We start from the raw sequence: 16,412 nt of genomic DNA, 5'->3' as shown, positions 1-16,412 counted from the left end.
GTCACCAGATAAGCTGGTCCACTACCGAACCCGGATCCACGCCGCCGGGTCGCCCCCAGCCGAACAGGAGCGCTTCACCGTGCCCAACGACCTCGCCAGCAGGCTGGAGCCCATCGTGGCCGAAGCCGTCAAGGCCGCGGGTTTCGACCTCGATTCCTTCGAGGTCCAGCAGGCAGGCCGCCGTCAGCTGGTCAAGGTCGTCGTCGACGGGGACGACGGCGTCGGGCTGGACGAGGTGGCGAGCGTCAGCCGGGCCGTCTCCGCCACGCTCGACGAGAACGAGCACGTGATCGCCAGCGCGTACACGCTGGAAGTCACCTCGCCGGGCCTCGACCGGCCGCTGACCCAGCAAAGGCACTGGCGCCGCGCGAAGTTCCGCCTCGTCAAGATCACCCCGGCCGAGGGCACCGCCTTCATCGGCCGTGTCGGGCACGCGGGGGAGAAGTCCGCGCGCGTGCTCGTCGACGGCGAGATCCGGGACGTCGGTTTTGCCTCGGTGGCCAAAGCGGTCATCGAGATCGAGTTCAAGCAACCACCTGCCGAGGACCTGAAACTGTTGGAAACCGATGCGTCGGCCCTGAACGCCGCCACCACGGAGCCGAAGGAGGAGCCGAAGTGAACGTCGACATCGCAGCGCTGCGCGCGATCGAACGGGACAAGGACATCCCCTTCGAGACGGTGATCGAAGCGATCGAAACCGCCTTGCTCACCGCGTACAAGCACACCGAGGGGCACCAGCCGCACGCCCGGATCGACATCGATCACAAGAGCGGGCTGGTGCGCGTCCTCGCGCACACCCTCACCCCGGACGGCCAGACCGACGAGGAATGGGACGACACCCCGGAGGGCTTCGGGCGGATCGCCGCGACCACCGCGCGGCAGGTCATCCTGCAGCGTCTGCGCGACGCCGAGCACGAGAAGACCTTCGGCGAGTTCTCCGCCAAGGAGGGCGAGATCGTCGCCGGCGTGGTGCAGCGCGACGCCCGCGCCAACGCCCGCGGCATGGTCGTCATCCAGGTCGGCGACATCGAAGGCGTACTGCCCTCGGTCGAGCAGGTGCCCGGAGAGTCCTACGAGCACGGCAACCGGATCAAGGCGTTCGTCGTGACCGTCGCGCGCGGCAACCGCGGCCCGCAGATCACGCTGTCGCGTTCGCACCCGAACCTGGTGCGCAAGCTGTTCGCCCTCGAGGTCCCCGAAATCGCCGACGGCACGGTGGAGATCTCCGCCATCGCGCGTGAGCCGGGCCACCGGACCAAGATCGCGGTCCGCTCGACGGTGCCCGGCGTCAACGCCAAGGGCGCGTGCATCGGCCCGGTCGGCGCGCGCGTGCGCAACGTGATGAGCGAACTCGCGGGCGAGAAGATCGACATCATCGACTTCTCGGAAGACCCGGCGAGGTTCGTCGGGAATGCTCTGTCGCCCGCGAAGGTTGTCTCGGTACGGGTCGTGGACGAGCGGGCCAAGACCGCTCGCGTCGTCGTCCCGGACTTCCAGCTTTCGCTCGCGATCGGCAAGGAAGGGCAGAACGCCCGCCTCGCCGCACGCCTCACCGGATGGCGGATCGACATCCGCAGCGACGCCGCCCCTGAGCAGGGTGACGAAGCACACGCCGGGCAGCCGCGGCCCGCCGCGGCGACCGGTTCGGCTGAGTGAAGGTCGAAGCGCTAGACTTACGAGTGGTTCAGAGCCCGCGGCCGGGAACCGACCTCCAGCACGACCGGGAATCTCCGGTTCGCACCTGTGTGGGTTGCCGTCGGCGGGCCTTGATCGGCGAGTTGCTGCGAGTGGTCGCGGCGGACGGGCGGCTGATCGTCGACGAACGTCGGCGGTTGCCGGGCCGGGGTGCTTGGTTGCACCCCGTGCCGGACTGTCTTGCCAAGGCCGAGCGGCGCAGGGCGTTTCCACGGGCACTTCGTGTTCCGGGTTCGCTCGACGCCCAAGGTGTCCACGAACGCCTGGAGCGGCTCGCCGAAAGCTGAAGGCGCCGGGACATCCCCGGTGCCAGTTGGAATCAGGAAGCAGGTCGACCCGTCATGAGTCAGCCGTGAAGCTGAATCAATGAACGCGCGACAATAGGACGAGGTCTGCGGGTCTGCCGCCGGCCTCCCCAGATGAGGAGAGCTGTGCCAGGCAAGGCCCGAGTACATGAGCTCGCGAAAGAGCTCGGCATCACCAGCAAGGAAGTTCTCGCCAAGCTGAAGGACCAGGGCGAGTTCGTGAAGTCCGCGTCGTCGACCGTCGAAGCCCCGGTGGCCCGACGTCTTCGTGACGCGTACCCGTCCAAGGACGGCCAGAGCAAGAAGCCGGTTCCGACCCCCGGCCCGCGTCCGCCCGCGAAGCCCGCTGCCCCGGCTCCGGCCGCGAAGCCGGCTCAGCCCGCGCCCGCGGCGAAGACCGAGGCCGCCCCCGCGGCGTCCGCCCCGGCGGCGCCCGCGACGTCGGCTCCGGCCCAGCAGCCGTCCCGCCCCTCCACCCCGGGTGTCCGCCCGGGTCCGCGCCCCGGCCCCCGGCCGCCGGCGCCCAAGGAAGAGGTGGCTCCGGCGGCGAAGGCCGCTCCGGCCGAACCCAAGCAGGCCGAGCCCGTCAACGAAGCCCCGGCAGCACCGGCCACCCCGCCGGCGTCCCAGACGCCGTCGCAGGGCTCGGTCGTGCCGCCGAAGCCGCAGGGCCCCAAGCCCGGTGGCCCGAAGCCCGGCCCGCGCACCCCGCGCGTCGGCAACAACCCGTTCGGTGTGGGTTCCGGTTCCCCGGCCCCGCGCCCGTCGGGACCGCGTCCCGGTGGCGGGAACCAGCAGGGCGGCGACAACCGTCCGCCGCGTCCCGGTGGCGGGCAGGGCGGCGACCGTCCGGCCCCGCGTCCCGGTGGCGGCGCTCCCGGCGGTAACCGGCCGAACCCGGGCAACATGCCCCCGCGGCCGAACCCCGGCATGATGCCCGGCCGTCCGGCCCGTCCGGCCGGCGGTCCCGGTGGCGGCCGTGGTGGCCCCGGTGGCGGAGCCCGTGGTGGCCCCGGCGGCGGCGCTCGTGGCGGTCCCGGTGGCGGTGGCGGCGGCGGTTTCCGCGGCGGTCCCGGTGGCGCTGGCGGCGGTGGCGGTTTCCGTCCCGGCGGTGGCGGTGGCGGCGGTTTCCGTCCCGGTGGCGGTGGCCCCGGTGGCGGCGGCGGTGCCCCGGCCGGTGGCGGCGGTTTCCGTGGCGGCGGCGGTCGTGGTGGCCCCGGCGGCCGTGGTGGTACCGCGGGTGCCTTCGGGCGTCCCGGTGGTCCCGCTCGCAAGGGCCGGAAGTCCAAGCGCCAGAAGCGCATGGAGTACATGGACAACATGCAGGCGCCCAGCGTCGGTGGCGTTCGCCTGCCCAAGGGCAGCGGCGAAACGATCCGCCTGCCGCGTGGCGCTTCGCTGACCGACTTCGCCGAGAAGATCGACGCCAACCCGGCTTCGCTGGTGCAGGTGCTCTTCCACCTCGGTGAGATGGTCACGGCGACGCAGTCCGTGTCGGACGACATCCTCGAGCTGCTCGGCGGCGAGATGAACTACGTCGTCCAGGTCGTCAGCCCCGAGGAAGAAGACCGCGAGCTGCTCGGCACCTTCGACATCACCTATGGCGACGACGCCGGTGGCGAAGAAGACCTGCAGGTCCGGCCGCCGGTCGTGACGATCATGGGTCACGTCGACCACGGTAAGACCCGCCTGCTCGACACGATCCGCAAGACGAAGGTGCGCGAGGGCGAAGCCGGTGGCATCACCCAGCACATCGGCGCCTACCAGATCGAGACCGAGCTCGAGGGCAACCCGCGTCTCGTGACGTTCATCGACACCCCGGGTCACGAGGCGTTCACCGCCATGCGTGCCCGTGGTGCGAACGCCACGGACATCGCGGTCATCGTGGTCGCGGCCGACGACGGCGTCATGCCGCAGACGGTCGAGGCGATCAACCACGCGCAGGCCGCCAAGGCCCCGATCGTGGTCGCGATCAACAAGATCGACAAGGAGGGCGCGAACCCGGACAAGATCCGGCAGCAGCTCACCGAGTACAACCTCGTGGCCGAGGAGTACGGCGGCGACACGATGTTCGTCGAGATCTCGGCGCGGGAGAACATCAACATCGATGGTCTCCTCGAGGCGATCCTGCTGACCGCGGATGCCGCACTCGACCTCCGGGCCAACCCGAACATGGAGGCCCAGGGTGTCGCGATCGAGGCGCACCTGGACCGCGGTCGCGGTCCGGTCGCCACGGTGCTGGTCCAGCGCGGAACGCTGCGCGTCGGTGACTCCGTCGTCGCCGGTGACGCGTACGGCCGCGTGCGGAAGATGGTCGACGAGCACAACGTCAACGTCACCGAAGCGACCCCGTCGCGTCCGGTCCAGGTCATCGGGTTCACCTCGGTGCCCGGCGCCGGTGACACGTTCCTCGTCGTCGACGAGGACAGGGTCGCCCGGCAGATCGCCGAGCGGCGTTCGGCCCGTACCCGCAACGCGCTCAACGCGTCGCGTCGTAAGCGGGTCAGCCTCGAAGACCTCGACGAGGCCTTGAAGGAGACGAGCACCCTTAACCTGATCATCAAGGGTGACAACTCCGGTACGGTCGAGGCCCTCGAAGCCTCGCTGATGCAGCTGGATGTCGGCGAAGAAGAGGTCGAGCTCAACGTGGTCCACCGCGGTGTCGGTGGCGTCACGGAGTCCGACATCGACCTGGCGACCGCGTCCAACGCGATCGTCCTGGGCTTCAACGTGCGGGCACAGGGCAAGGCGACCGAGCGGGCCACCCGCGAGGGCGTCGACGTCCGGTACTACACGGTCATCTACCAGGCGATCGACGAGATCGAAGCCGCGCTCAAGGGCATGCTCAAGCCGATCTTCGAAGAAGTCGAGCTGGGCAAGGCCGAGATCCGCGGGATCTTCAAGTCGTCGAAGGTCGGCACGATCGCCGGTTGCATGGTCATCTCGGGCGAGATCCGGCGTAACGCCAAGGGTCGTCTCCTCCGTGACGGCAACGTCATCGTCGAGAACCTGCCGATCAACTCGCTGAAGCGCGAAAAGGACGACGTCACCGAGGTCCGCGAGGGCTTCGAGTGTGGTCTCACCTTGGGCAACTACAGCGATTTGAAGCTCGGCGACGTCATCGAGACGTACGAGCAGCGCGAAAAGCCGCGTGCCTAAGTGACACGGGCGGCGCTCCTCCGCATCTGGGCGGGGGAGCGCCGCTTCACCTTCCGAACAATCCAGAAAACCCCATGTTCGTAGGAGCTCTTGAGCTCGACATCCTGCTGGGCGACGTTCATTCGCTCAAGCAGAAGCGATCCGTGATCAAGCCGGTGCTGGCCGAGGTACGCAGGCGTTTCGACGTCTCCGTCGCCGAAGCCGGTCAGCAGGACCTGCACCGGCGCGCGCTGATCGGCGTGGCCGTGGTCGCGGCGAGTGGCGAGCACGTCCGTGACGTGCTCGACTCGTGTGAGCGCTTCGTGGCCGGAAGGCCGGAGTTCGAACTGCTCTCCGCCCACCGCCGGCTGCTCGGCCCGGATGACTGACGGAAGATCTTTCGAGGAGAAGAATCCCATGGCCGACCCCGCTCGGGCTCGTAAGCTCGCCAAGCGGATCTCACAGATCGTCGCGCACGCGATCGAGCACGACATCAAGGATCCGCGGCTCAACCACGTGACGATCACCGACACGAAGATCACGGCCGACCTGCACGACGCCACGGTCTACTACACGGTGCTCGGCGAAAACCTGGAGTCCACGCCCGACCACGCCGGTGCCGCGGCCGCGCTCGAATCCGCCCGTGGTGTCCTGCGCACGAAGGTCGGACAGGGCACGGGAGTCCGCTACACGCCGACGCTGGCCTTCGTGGCCGACAGCATCCCTGAGGACGCCAAGCGCATCGAGGACCTCCTCGCGAAGGCCAGGGAAGCGGATGCGGAGGTCGCCCGGCGGGCGACCGGAGCACAGCACGCCGGTGAAGCCGACCCGTACAAGCCGCCACGGGAAGAGGCCGAAAACGATGAGTTCGCCGATGAGGAGACCCGGGGCTGAGCAGGTGAGCCACGCCGTGAGCAGGCGTGGCCTGCTGCTGGGAGCCGCGGCTCTCGGCGGCTCGGCGCTGATCTCCGCCTGTGGCGCTGAGAAAGCACCCTTGGTGGGGCCGCCTCCGGTGGCCCCACCGACCACCCCGACGCCGCTCACCGAAGCGGTCACGGTGCAGAAGATGCGGTCCGCCGCCCGGAACCGCGATGTCAACCTCGTCATCATCGCCCCCGACGGCGTGTCCCGGGTCGGGATGCCGGTCTGCGTCGCCCTGCACGGGCGCGGCGCGGACGCCCGGACGTTCCTGGACCTCGGGGTGCAGAACGCGCTGAACCAAGTCGTCGCGGCCGGGTTGCCCGGCTTCGCGGTCGCCGCCGTCGACGGAGACAACTACTGGGTGGACGTCGGCAAGGCCGACGATCCCCAGCGGATGCTGTCCGACGAACTGCCCGGCTGGCTTTCCCAGCGCCAGCTGCGGCCGCCGTCGGCGATGTTCGGGATCTCGATGGGCGGTTTCGGCGCCCTGCGCTACGCCCGCGAGCACAAGAACCTCAAAGCCGTCGCCGTGGCGAGCGCCGCGCTCTTCGTGAGCTGGCCCGATGCCAAGTCCCGCAAGGTTTTCGCGGACCGCGAGCAATGGGAATCGCATGAGCCGCTGCTGCACGCCGGCGATCTCTCCGCGGCGTCGACAGGGGTGTGGTGCGGGAGTTCGGATCCCTTCGCCCGCGCCGACCGCAAACTCATCAAGGCACTCGACCCGGCCGTCGGGAAGATGACTCCTGGGGAGCACAACGACGACTACTGGCGGGGCATCTTGCCCGAGATGATGAAGTTCGTCGGGGAACGCATGGCCTGACCAGGCCACTCCTCCGACCGTCGACCGGCCCGCATCCAGAGGACTGATTGCGTCGGAGGCCCTTGCACCCAAAGGCCCGGCGTCGCGCGGAGCCACTGACCGCTCCCAGGAACACGCCGGTACCGAGTCGGTCAGGTTTCGTGAGTGGCTAGCACGGTTAGGGCGGACCGGTTTGTGCCTACCGACACCCGACCTGCGCGAAGGTGGCGATTCAAGAGAGTTCCGGGCCGGCGGTGGAGGAATCAGGACGTTCAGCGTCCCAAATCCCCCATCGTCACGAGGACACCACTCACGAGACAGGCAAGCTCAGACCGGTTTGGCCGCGACGATCAGGTCCCGCACGATCGCCTGGTCCACCCGGTGGGAGAAGCCGGCGTACGGGCCGTCTTCGCGGACGTCCAGCCCCGCCTTGTCCAGGATCGCGGCGAGTTCCTCGCGCGGCGCGACGTTGGTGTTCCAGGAGATCCCGAGCGCGCCGCCGGGCTTCAGCACCCGCGTCCACACCGGGACGGCGGCCGCGAGCAGGTCTCGCGGACTGCGCGCGAGCGACGCGTCCTGGGTGCGGTGGCTGCCGTGCTGCACGCCGTACGGGGCGTCGGTGACGATGAGGTCCACCGAGTTCGGCCGCAGCAGTTCGTCCGTGGTGAGGGTGTCGCAGTTGAGGTAGCTCAGCTTGCGGACCTCGCCCGCCTTGTACTGCTCCTTGGTGATCCCGAAGCCGATGTCGAGCCGCCTGCCGAGCCGGACCTTGTTGCGGCGCACCTGGCCGGATTCGGCGCTGTGCTTGATGCGCTTCTGCTTCAGCCAGGTCTTGACGAACAGTTCGTAGGAGTCGAAATCCTTGCCGTCGACGTCGAGCCCGGTCGCGTCGAAGCCGTACATCATCGCCTGGTTCAGCGTGGTGCCACGGCCGCACAGCGGATCCAGCAGGTGCAGCGGCTTGTCCAGCATCGCGGCCGGGTCCGCCGTCGCCAGCAGGGTGACGTTGACGAGGAGCTTGGTGAACAGTTCGTTCGTCTTGCCCGGGTACTTCTGGATGGTCAGCAGATCCGAGTCGAAGTTCGCGAGCGGGCTGATCGTGACCGGTTTGAGGACGCCGTCGCCGAGTTCGAACAGCGCGTACAGCGCGGAAAGGTTCGAAAGGAGCGCGAGATCGCGCCCGCTCAACGGGGCGGGCGTGGTGAAGGTGAGGTAGCCGACACCGCCGAGCCGCGTCTCGCCGATCTCCGCGATCTCGCTCTCCAAAGCGGACAGACCGAACACCGCCAGCTCCGCGCTCAGCAGGGCGGGGGTGGAATCGGCGTAGACCCGGTTGGCGGACGGGTAGACCAGGATCGCGTACTCGGACATCCGGTAGAGCGTAGCTTGACTGATTGTGACAGCGACTCCAGTGCCGAACCTGAAGGAAGCCGCCGCCATCCTGGCGCGTGCGAACGACGTGACCCTGCTCGGCCACGTCCGGCCGGACGCCGACGCGCTGGGCAGCGCGCTGGCACTGGGCCGGGCCCTGCAGCTGCGTGGCGTCAAGGTCCGTGTCTCCGTCGGCGAGCCCGAGGAGATGCCCGAGACCCTGCGGAGCCTCGACGTCGGCGGGCTTTACGTCCCCGCGAGCGAGCTGCCGGAGAGTGAACAACTACTGGTCGCGCTCGATACGCCGACCCCGGGCAGGCTCGGGAAACTCGCGCCGCGCGTCGACGCCGTGCGCGCGGCGGGGGGCGAGGTCCTGGTGATCGACCACCACGCGTCCAACGTCTTCTTCGGCACGACGCATGTCGTCGACGACACCGCCGAAGCCACCGCCGTCCTCGTGTGCGACTTGCTGCAGGAGCTCGGCGCCGAGATCGACGAGCCGATCGCGCGCTGCCTGTACGCGGGGCTCGTCACCGACACGAGCGGGTTCCGCCGGGCCAGGCCGTCCACGCACCTGATGGCCGCGAAACTGCTCGAAGCCGGTGTCGACCCGGACAAGGTGGTCCGCGAGATCGTCGACGATCACCCGTTCGCGTGGTTGCCGATGCTTTCGGACGTCCTCGCGGGGGCCCGGCTCGAACCGGACGAGGCGCGCGGCTTCGGGCTGGCGCACGCTGTCGTGACGCTCGACGCCGCGCGGAGCGTGCGCGCGGAGGAGGTCGAAGCGGTCATCGACGTCATCCGGTCCACTCGTGAAGCCGGGGTCGCCGTGGTGCTCAAGGAAGCCGAAGCGACCGGCCCGCGGCGGCGGTGGACGGTCTCACTCCGCTCGGCGGGCGGTGTCGACGTCTCCGCCGCGGCCGGGGAACTGGGCGGCGGCGGACATCGTCAGGCGGCCGGGTGTACCGCGGAAGGCACCGCGGAGGAGGTGCTCGGCAAGCTGCGGCTGGCACTGTCGAGGGCGCCGCTGCTGTGACCCGGTGACGATCGATGTCATCGTAATTTCATCGGCGGTTCCTAACGTGATCCACGATGAACGATCACGCCTCCCTCCGCCGCCGGATCCTGGTCACGCTGGGCGTGATCGTGCTGTTCCGGCTGGGGCAGAGCCTGCCCACTCCCCACGTGACCGTCCGCGCGCCGGAGAACGATCACCCGCTGCGCTGGATCCTCGACCTGTTCACCGGCGGCGGCCTGTCCACCCTGCCGGTGTTCGCGTTCGGTGTTCTGCCTTGCCTGGCCGCCCCACCGGTCCTGCGGGCGCTGACCGTCCTGATCCCCCGGCTGGCCGCGCTCCGGGCCGAAGGCGAAGCCGGCGCCCGTGTGCTGACGCGGTACCGGCGACGGCTCGTCGTCGTGCTCGGTCTGCTGGGCGCCGTCGCCGTGGTCGTGCTCCGCGGCCCGGACGTCTTCAGCGGAGCCGTCGCGGTGGCGTGCCTGACGGCGGGCGCCGCGCTGGTCCTGCGGCTGACCGAGGTGATCACCGATCGCGGATTCGGCGACGGTGTCCGGATCCTGCTGCTCGCGCAGGTCCTGGCGGTGCTGTCCCGGGAGTTCCCGCGACTGTACGAAACGAAGGGCTGGGCCGCCGTCGTGGTCATGGCCGTGGTGGCGCTGTCGATCGCGGTGATCACGATCGTCGTCGCGCAGGGACAGCGCCGCGTGCCGGTGCAGTACGCCAAGCGGATGGTCGGCGTCCGTGCCTACGGCGGGAGCCCGACCTACATTCCTTTTCGGTTCCCCCAGGCGAACAGCCCGGCCGTCCTGGCCGCGGTGCTGCTGTCCTTGCCGGCGCTCTGGCCCGGTGTGGACTGGCTGCGCGACGAGGGAAACCCCGGACGTATCGCGCTCTACTTCGTGCTCGTCTGCCTCTTCTCCTTCGTCAGGGCCGCTGTGACGCAGGACATGGACAAGGTGGCCGTCGAACTGGTGCGGGTGGGTGGTTTCGTCCCCGGGATCCGGCCGGGAAACCCGACCGCCGAATACCTCGACTACGTGTACCGCCGGATCGTCGGCTTCGGAGCGCTTTGCTCGGGGGTGGTCGCACTGATCCCGGCCGTCGGCCTGGCCTTGCTGGACGTGAGCCCGAGGGTGCCCGTCGCCGGGGTGGCCCTGCAGGTGGTCCTCGTCTTCCTCGTCAGCGTCTCGCTCGACACCACGCGGCAGATCGAGTCACTGCGACAGCGGAAAAGGTACGAACCGTTCCTGCGCTGATCTTCCCGGCGACTGGGACTGTCGTACCAGACGTTTAGTCTGCGGTGGTGCCTGAAGTTTCCGAACCCGACGAGCGCGTCCCGCCGAAACGCGTGCTCGGCCTCGCTGTACCCGCACTCGGCGTGCTCGCCGCGGAACCGCTGTACGTCCTGGTGGACACGGCCGTCGTCGGGCACCTCGGCGCGTTGCCGCTGGCCGGGCTGGCCGTCGGCGGTGTCGTGCTCTCGCAGGTTTCGAGCCAGCTGACGTTCCTCTCCTACGGCACCACCTCGCGGACGGCGCGGCTGCACGGCGCCGGACGTCGTGGCGAGGCGGTCCGCGAAGGTGTCCAGGCGACCTGGCTGGCGGTGATCGTCGGGCTGGTCGTGATCGTCGCCGGGCAGCTGCTGGCCGCGCCCATCGCGCGGGTCCTCTCCGGGGACGCCGCGATCACCGACGCCGCCGTCTCCTGGCTGCGGATCGCGCTGTTCGGGACGCCGTTCATCCTGATCACGATGGCGGGCAACGGCTGGATGCGCGGTGTGCAGGATTCCGCGAAACCGTTGCGCTATGTCTTGGCGGGCAACGGGATCTCCGCCGTGCTGTGCCCGGTGCTGGTGTACGGCGCGGACTGGGGGCTGGAAGGTTCGGCGATCGCGAACGTCGTCGCGCAGGTGATCTCGGCGTCGCTGTTCATCGTGGCCCTGGTGCGGGAGCGGGTCCCGCTGCGCCCGGAACCGCCGGTGATGCGTGCCCAGCTCGGCCTCGGCCGGGACCTGGTGCTGCGCAGTCTCGCCTTCCAGGCGTGCTTCGTCTCGGCCGCCGCTGTCGCCGCGCGGACGTCCACCGAGGCGGTCGGCGCGCACCAGGTCGTGCTGCAGCTGTGGACGTTCCTCGCGCTCGTGCTGGACTCGCTCGCGATCGCCGCGCAGTCGCTCGTGGGGGCCGCCCTCGGCGCCGGCGCGAGCAAACGGGCGCGGGGCCTGTCGAGCCAGATCACCGTCTACGGCCTCGTGTTCGGCTGTTTCCTCGGTGTCGTGTTCGCGTCGCTGGCCGGGGTGCTGCCGCAGGTGTTCACCTCGGACGCGGCCGTGCTCGGCGAGATCCCGCACGCGTGGTGGTTCTTCGTCGCGTTGCAACCGATCGCCGGGGTGGTGTTCGCGCTGGACGGTGTCCTGCTCGGCGCGGGCGACGCCGCCTTCCTGCGCAACGCGACGCTGCTGAGCGCGGCGGCGGGGTTCCTGCCGCTGATCTGGCTGTCGCTCGCGTTCGGGTGGGGGCTGGCCGGGATCTGGACCGGACTCTCGTTGTTCATGCTGCTGCGGCTGGCGACCCTGCTCGTGCGGTGGCGCTCGGGGCGCTGGGCCGTGGAAGGCGCCGTCCGCGCGGCCTGACCTGCGCCGGTAGGAGGTACGCGCTGTGGCGAAAAGCACCCGGGTAACGGGTAGGTTTCGCCGTTGCTTAGGAGCTACAACTATATGAGGCGGCAGCGCGGGCGTCTGTCTTGCCCGAAAACCGTTCCCGAGGAGGAATCACTGTGACAGGCCGAGCCACCCGCCGGTCCTGGTTCATCTGGTTCGCCGCCGTCACCGTCTACCTCCTCGCCGTTTTCCACCGCACGTCGTTCGGCGTCGCCGGGCTCCAGGCCGCCGATCGTTTCGGCGTCGGCGCGGCCGCGCTCGGCACGTTCACCGTCCTGCAGGTCGGCGTCTACGCCTCGATGCAGATCCCCACCGGCGTCCTAGTCGACCGCTACGGCCCGCGCCGCGTGCTCACCGCCGCCGTGTTCTTCCTCGGACTCGGGCAGATCCTGCTCGCGATCGCCGATTCGTACCCGCTCGGCCTGCTCGCCCGCGCCGTCGTCGGCTTCGGGGACGCGCTGACGTTCGTCAGCATCATGCGGCTGATCGCCGCGCATTTCCCCGGCCGCCAGTACGCCCTGCTCGCCGCGCTGACCGGGGCCATCGGGTACGTCGGCAACCTCGCCGCGACCGTCCCGCTCGGCCTGCTGCTCGACGGCCCCGGCTGGACCCCGACGTTCCTCGCTGTCGGACTGGTGACGGCGCTGTACTCCGCCGTCGTCGCCCTCCGGGTCAAGGACAACCCGCCCGGCGAGCCGGAGCCCGTGCGCGAAAGAGTGCATCCGAAACTGCTCGGCCGCCAGGTCGCCGAGGCGTGGCGCACGCCGGGGACTCGGCTGGGATTCTGGGTCCACTTCAGCACGATGTTCGCGCCCAACGTGCTGACCATGCTCTGGGGTGTCCCGTTCCTGGTGCAGGGACAGGGAATCCCGAAGGCCACCGCGAGTTCGCTGCTGATCGTCTTCGTGTTCGGCTCGATGATCGGCGGTCCGGTGATCGGCGGCCTGATCGGCCGCCGTCCGTCGCTCCGGATGCCGCTCGTCGGCTGGTACATCGGCGGCGCCGCGGTGGTGTGGGCGGTCCTGCTCGGCTGGAGCGGGACGACCCCGGTCGCGGTCCTGGTCCCCGCGTTCGCGTTCCTCTCCCTCGGCGGCCCCGCGTCGATGATCGGCTTCGCGCTGGCGAGGGACTACAACCCGCTCTCGCGCGTCGGCACCGCGACCGGGGTCGTGAACGTCGGCGGGTTCGTGGCCACGACGATCTCGGCGCTCGCGGTCGGTGTGCTGCTGGAGTGGACGGGCGGCGCGTTCCGCCTGGCGCTGCTGTCCGTCGTCGTGGTGCTCTCGTTCGGCACCTTCCGGATGCTCGTGTGGTGGCGGCGCACCCGCGCCGCGCTGTTCGAGGCCGAGGCCCGCGGCGAGGAGATCCCGGTGCAGATCCGGCGCCGCCGCTGGGACGCCGAAGCGCCGCTGCCCGTCTCGTCCTAGGCGAAAGCCCGAAAGATAGGGTTCGGCCCGTGTCGCGCCCCAATCAGGCTCAAGCCAAGAAACGTCCCGCCCCGCCGCCCGGTCTCGTCATCGTCGACAAGCCGTCCGGGATGACCTCCCACGACGTCGTCGCCAAGGCGCGGCGCTTCATGGGCACCCGCAAGGTCGGGCATGCCGGCACCCTCGACCCGATGGCCACCGGTGTCCTGGTGCTCGGCATCGAACGCGCGACGAAACTCCTCGGCCATCTGGCCCTGGACCGCAAGACCTACCTCGCGACCCTCTCCTTGGGACTGTCGACCACGACCGACGACGCCGAAGGCGAACCGATCGCCGAGGCCGCCCCGGACGCCGTCGAGAAGATCACGGACGACGAGATCGCCGCCGGGATCGCCGTACTGACCGGTGACATCCAGCAGGTGCCCAGCGCGGTCAGCGCGGTCAAGATCGACGGCAAGCGCGCGTACGCCCGCGTCCGGGCAGGCGAAGAGGTCGTGATCCCGCCGCGCCCGGTCACAGTCCACCGCTTCGATCTGCTCGCCACCCGCCGCGAGGCGGGCCGGATCGAACTCGACGCCGTCGTCGAGTGTTCGTCGGGGACCTACGTCCGGGCCCTGGCCCGCGACCTCGGCGCCGGACTCGGCGTCGGCGGCCACCTGCTCGCGTTGCGGCGCACCACGGTCGGGCCGTTCACGCTCGCCAAGGCGCGCACGCTCGATCAGCTCGAAGAAGCGCCGGAGCTGTCGCTGGACCTCGACGCCGCCGTCGCCGCCGCGTTCCCGCGCCGCGATCTGGACGCGCGCGCGGCACAGGCGGTCCGATATGGACAGAGGGTGCCCGCGGCCGGGATCGAGGGCACCTACGGGATGTTCGGACCGGACGGCCGGGTGCTCGCGCTCGCCGCCGACGAAGGCGAACTGGCCCGCTCGGTGGTCGTGTTGCTGCCCGCCTAGGGTGGTGCACAGAGCAGGCCTGGAGGAGACGGGGCACAAGTGCAGCGGTGGCGTGGTTTGGGTGACCTTCCCGGGAGCTGGGGACGGTGCGTGGTGACGATCGGCGTCTTCGACGGCGTGCACCGCGGACATCAGGAGCTGATCTCGAGGACGGTCCGCGCCGCCGCCGAACGCGGTATGCCGAGTGTGGTGCTGACGTTCGACCCGCATCCGTCGGAGGTGATCCGGCCGGGGAGCCATCCCGCGCAGCTGACCACGTTGCGCCGCAAGGCGGAACTGGTCGAGGGCCTGGGCGTGGACGTCTTCTGCGTGCTGCCGTTCACGCTGGAACTCTCGCGGCTGACGGCGCACGAGTTCGTGCACGAGGTCCTGGTGGACAAACTGCACGCGGCCGCGGTGATCGTGGGGGAGAACTTCACCTTCGGCGCCAAGGCCGCCGGCGACGTCGAACTTCTGCGCGCGCTGGGGAAGCGGTTCGGTTTCGTGGCGCAAGGGGCGGAACTGCAGGGGCTGCTCGCGCAGGAGCAGGCGGACAACGAGATCACGTTCTCCTCGACCTACGTCCGCTCGTGCATCGACGCGGGTGACGTCGTCGCGGCGTCCGAGGCGCTCGGCAGGCCGCACCGGCTGGAGGGCATCGTCGTCCGGGGTGACCGCCGGGGGCACGACCTCGGCTACCCGACGGCGAACCTGTCGACGCCGCGGTTCGCCGCCGTGCCCGCCGACGGTGTCTACAGCGCTTGGTTCACCCGTTCGTCGGATCCTGGCCGGCGGCTTCGCGCCGCCGTCTCGGTCGGGACGAACCCGACGTTCTCCGGGCGGGAACGCACGGTCGAGGCCTTCGTCCTCGATATCGACGAGGATTTCTACGGACAGCACGTTTCGCTCGATTTCGCCGCCAAGCTGCGGGATCAGGTCCGCTTCCCGACGTCGGAAGGTCTGGTGAAGCAGATCGACGAGGACGTCGCGCGGACCAGGGACCTGCTGGGCGAGCAGGACTGACCGGCCCCGGACGGAGCCGGACGAGAATCTACAAACACACCCGTCACGGTGCGTTCCGGTGGCAAGATGTCACGGACCGCGCAGGGCGTTCGACGGGGTTAGGGGAGCGGACCAGGTGGAGGACCACAAGATCGTCCAGCGGAACATCGCGCTGCAGAAGGAGTGGTACGGGGAGCCGCTCGGCGATCGCGTGCGGAGACTGGTCGTCGCCTTCGACATCTCCCAGGCCTTCCTCGCCGAGGTCCTCGGCATCAGCGCGCCCATGCTCAGCCAGGTGATGAGCGGGCGGCGGGCGAAGATCGGCAACCCGGTCGTCCTCGCCAAGATGATCATGCTGGAACGCAAGGTGCTGGTCCCGTCGGTCGCCGCGGGGGACCGCAAGGCCATGCAGGAGGCACTCGAAGACGTCCGCGACTCGCGGCCGACGGTGGGCCGTGACAGCATCCCGGTCGGCGCGGTCGCCGACGACCAGGGTGTACTCGTGGCGCTGCGGGACATCGGCGAGGACGAAGACCTCACCGAAGCCGCGAAGCTGCTCGACGAGGATTTCCCGGCCCTGGCGGACCTGCTGCGCCGGGCGGCCAAGAACTCCTGACGATGCTGCTCTTCAGCGCCCTGATCCCGCCGCCTGGTGTCCTGGACGAGGTCGCCGCGGCGCTGGGCACGCCCGAAGACGGCGATTTCCGCTGGTCAACGCGTGAGAACTGGCACGTCACCCTCGGTTTCTACGGCGAGGACGACGCGGGCGAGCGTGGCGAGTGGCTGGCCGGACGGCTGGCCGGCGCGGGGGCGATCGACCTCCGGCTGGAAAAGGCCGCGACATTCCCCGGGGTCCTGTGGTTGAGTGTGATCGGAACCGGGCTCCACGAGCTGGCCTTGAAGGCCGGCGCGGAGGGCGAAGGCAGGCCGTATACGGCCCACCTGACACTGGCCCGCTTCCCCCGCGACCGGCCGGAAGCCGCGAGCGCGTGGGAGGAGCGGCTGGCCGGGTTCACCAGTGAGACTTGGACGGCGGCGGAAGCCGTTCTGATGAGCAGTGAACGTGAACAGGGCGTGTCGCGCTACCGGGTGATCCGGTCGTACGAGTTGCACCACGCCCGCGACTGAAGCCGCTGATCACGAGGCTG

General features: G+C 69.8%; 16 protein-coding genes. 15 read left to right on the top strand and 1 reads right to left on the bottom strand.

Annotated features, from left to right (window positions below; all coding sequences use genetic code 11):
• Nucleotides 1–79 precede the first annotated feature (79 nt).
• The 7 genes from rimP (at nt 80) to ACFOSH_RS43900 (ending at nt 6,879) form a co-directional block, all read left to right on the top strand.
• The gene (gene rimP, locus ACFOSH_RS43930) at nt 80–619 is read left to right on the top strand and encodes a ribosome maturation factor RimP (RefSeq protein ID WP_378247745.1); all 540 of its coding nucleotides are present in this window, start codon (nt 80–82) and stop codon (nt 617–619) included.
• Nucleotides 616–1,656, top strand: coding sequence for a transcription termination factor NusA (gene nusA, locus ACFOSH_RS43925; protein ID WP_378247743.1), 1,041 nt, complete (start codon nt 616–618; stop codon nt 1,654–1,656). The genes rimP and nusA overlap by 4 nt, the downstream gene beginning before the upstream one ends.
• Nucleotides 1,657–1,766: 110 nt before the next feature.
• Nucleotides 1,767–1,982, top strand: a complete 216-nt coding sequence (locus ACFOSH_RS43920) for a YlxR family protein (protein WP_101606280.1) — start codon at nt 1,767–1,769, stop codon at nt 1,980–1,982.
• A 144-nt stretch (nt 1,983–2,126) separates the two neighbouring features.
• Nucleotides 2,127–5,159: a translation initiation factor IF-2 gene (gene infB, locus ACFOSH_RS43915; RefSeq protein WP_378247741.1), complete on the top strand. Its 3,033-nt coding sequence runs from the start codon at nt 2,127–2,129 to the stop codon at nt 5,157–5,159.
• 74 nt (nt 5,160–5,233) lie between these two features.
• A complete protein-coding gene (locus ACFOSH_RS43910; protein ID WP_378247739.1) occupies nt 5,234–5,527 on the top strand; it encodes a DUF503 domain-containing protein in 294 nt (97 codons plus the stop codon).
• A gap of 28 nt (nt 5,528–5,555) precedes the next feature.
• Nucleotides 5,556–6,032, top strand: coding sequence for a 30S ribosome-binding factor RbfA (gene rbfA / locus ACFOSH_RS43905; protein WP_020637755.1), 477 nt, complete (start codon nt 5,556–5,558; stop codon nt 6,030–6,032).
• The gene (locus tag ACFOSH_RS43900) at nt 6,013–6,879 is read left to right on the top strand and encodes an alpha/beta hydrolase (protein WP_378247736.1); all 867 of its coding nucleotides are present in this window, start codon (nt 6,013–6,015) and stop codon (nt 6,877–6,879) included. Before rbfA ends, ACFOSH_RS43900 begins: the two co-directional genes overlap by 20 nt.
• A gap of 306 nt (nt 6,880–7,185) precedes the next feature.
• Here ACFOSH_RS43900 and ACFOSH_RS43895 read toward each other — a convergent pair whose 3' ends face one another.
• On the bottom strand, nt 7,186–8,229 hold the full coding sequence (locus ACFOSH_RS43895) for a TRM11 family SAM-dependent methyltransferase (RefSeq protein ID WP_378247734.1): 1,044 nt from the start codon (nt 8,227–8,229) through the stop codon (nt 7,186–7,188).
• 40 nt (nt 8,230–8,269) lie between these two features.
• Between ACFOSH_RS43895 and ACFOSH_RS43890 the strand changes: the two genes are divergently transcribed.
• The 8 genes from ACFOSH_RS43890 (at nt 8,270) to thpR (ending at nt 16,392) form a co-directional block, all read left to right on the top strand.
• On the top strand, nt 8,270–9,265 hold the full coding sequence (locus ACFOSH_RS43890) for a DHH family phosphoesterase (RefSeq protein WP_378247773.1): 996 nt from the start codon (nt 8,270–8,272) through the stop codon (nt 9,263–9,265).
• A gap of 56 nt (nt 9,266–9,321) precedes the next feature.
• Complete coding sequence (locus tag ACFOSH_RS43885; protein WP_378247732.1) at nt 9,322–10,503, top strand: preprotein translocase subunit SecY; 1,182 nt, start codon at nt 9,322–9,324, stop codon at nt 10,501–10,503.
• A 44-nt stretch (nt 10,504–10,547) separates the two neighbouring features.
• Nucleotides 10,548–11,876: an MATE family efflux transporter gene (locus ACFOSH_RS43880; RefSeq protein ID WP_378247730.1), complete on the top strand. Its 1,329-nt coding sequence runs from the start codon at nt 10,548–10,550 to the stop codon at nt 11,874–11,876.
• A gap of 143 nt (nt 11,877–12,019) precedes the next feature.
• On the top strand, nt 12,020–13,330 hold the full coding sequence (locus ACFOSH_RS43875; protein ID WP_378247728.1) for an MFS transporter: 1,311 nt from the start codon (nt 12,020–12,022) through the stop codon (nt 13,328–13,330).
• A 29-nt stretch (nt 13,331–13,359) separates the two neighbouring features.
• Nucleotides 13,360–14,283 carry a tRNA pseudouridine(55) synthase TruB gene (gene truB / locus ACFOSH_RS43870; protein ID WP_378247726.1) on the top strand — a complete coding sequence of 308 codons (924 nt, stop codon included), beginning with the start codon at nt 13,360–13,362 and terminating at the stop codon, nt 14,281–14,283.
• A 39-nt stretch (nt 14,284–14,322) separates the two neighbouring features.
• Nucleotides 14,323–15,285: a bifunctional riboflavin kinase/FAD synthetase gene (locus ACFOSH_RS43865; protein WP_378247724.1), complete on the top strand. Its 963-nt coding sequence runs from the start codon at nt 14,323–14,325 to the stop codon at nt 15,283–15,285.
• A 115-nt stretch (nt 15,286–15,400) separates the two neighbouring features.
• Nucleotides 15,401–15,880, top strand: coding sequence for an XRE family transcriptional regulator (locus ACFOSH_RS43860; RefSeq protein ID WP_378247722.1), 480 nt, complete (start codon nt 15,401–15,403; stop codon nt 15,878–15,880).
• Between the two features lie 2 nt (nt 15,881–15,882).
• Nucleotides 15,883–16,392 carry an RNA 2',3'-cyclic phosphodiesterase gene (gene thpR / locus ACFOSH_RS43855; protein ID WP_378247720.1) on the top strand — a complete coding sequence of 170 codons (510 nt, stop codon included), beginning with the start codon at nt 15,883–15,885 and terminating at the stop codon, nt 16,390–16,392.
• Nucleotides 16,393–16,412 lie beyond the last annotated feature (20 nt).

Origin of the sequence: Amycolatopsis speibonae, from assembly GCF_042647925.1 — a bacterium.
GTDB lineage: Bacteria > Actinomycetota > Actinomycetes > Mycobacteriales > Pseudonocardiaceae > Amycolatopsis > Amycolatopsis speibonae.
Note: the sequence above shows the minus strand (reverse complement) of the source record. Positions and strands in the feature narration are given on the sequence as shown.

Bases quoted from the DNA above. Each gene is read 5' to 3' on its own strand.
- ACFOSH_RS43910 (WP_378247739.1), top strand. From the start codon at position 5,234: ATGTTCGTAGGAGCTCTTGAGCTCGACATCCTGCTGGGCGACGTTCAT.
- rbfA (WP_020637755.1), top strand. From the start codon at position 5,556: ATGGCCGACCCCGCTCGGGCTCGTAAGCTCGCCAAGCGGATCTCACAG.
- ACFOSH_RS43900 (WP_378247736.1), top strand. From the start codon at position 6,013: ATGAGGAGACCCGGGGCTGAGCAGGTGAGCCACGCCGTGAGCAGGCGT.
- ACFOSH_RS43895 (WP_378247734.1), bottom strand. From the start codon at position 8,229: ATGTCCGAGTACGCGATCCTGGTCTACCCGTCCGCCAACCGGGTCTAC.
- ACFOSH_RS43885 (WP_378247732.1), top strand. From the start codon at position 9,322: ATGAACGATCACGCCTCCCTCCGCCGCCGGATCCTGGTCACGCTGGGC.
- thpR (WP_378247720.1), top strand. From the start codon at position 15,883: ATGCTGCTCTTCAGCGCCCTGATCCCGCCGCCTGGTGTCCTGGACGAG.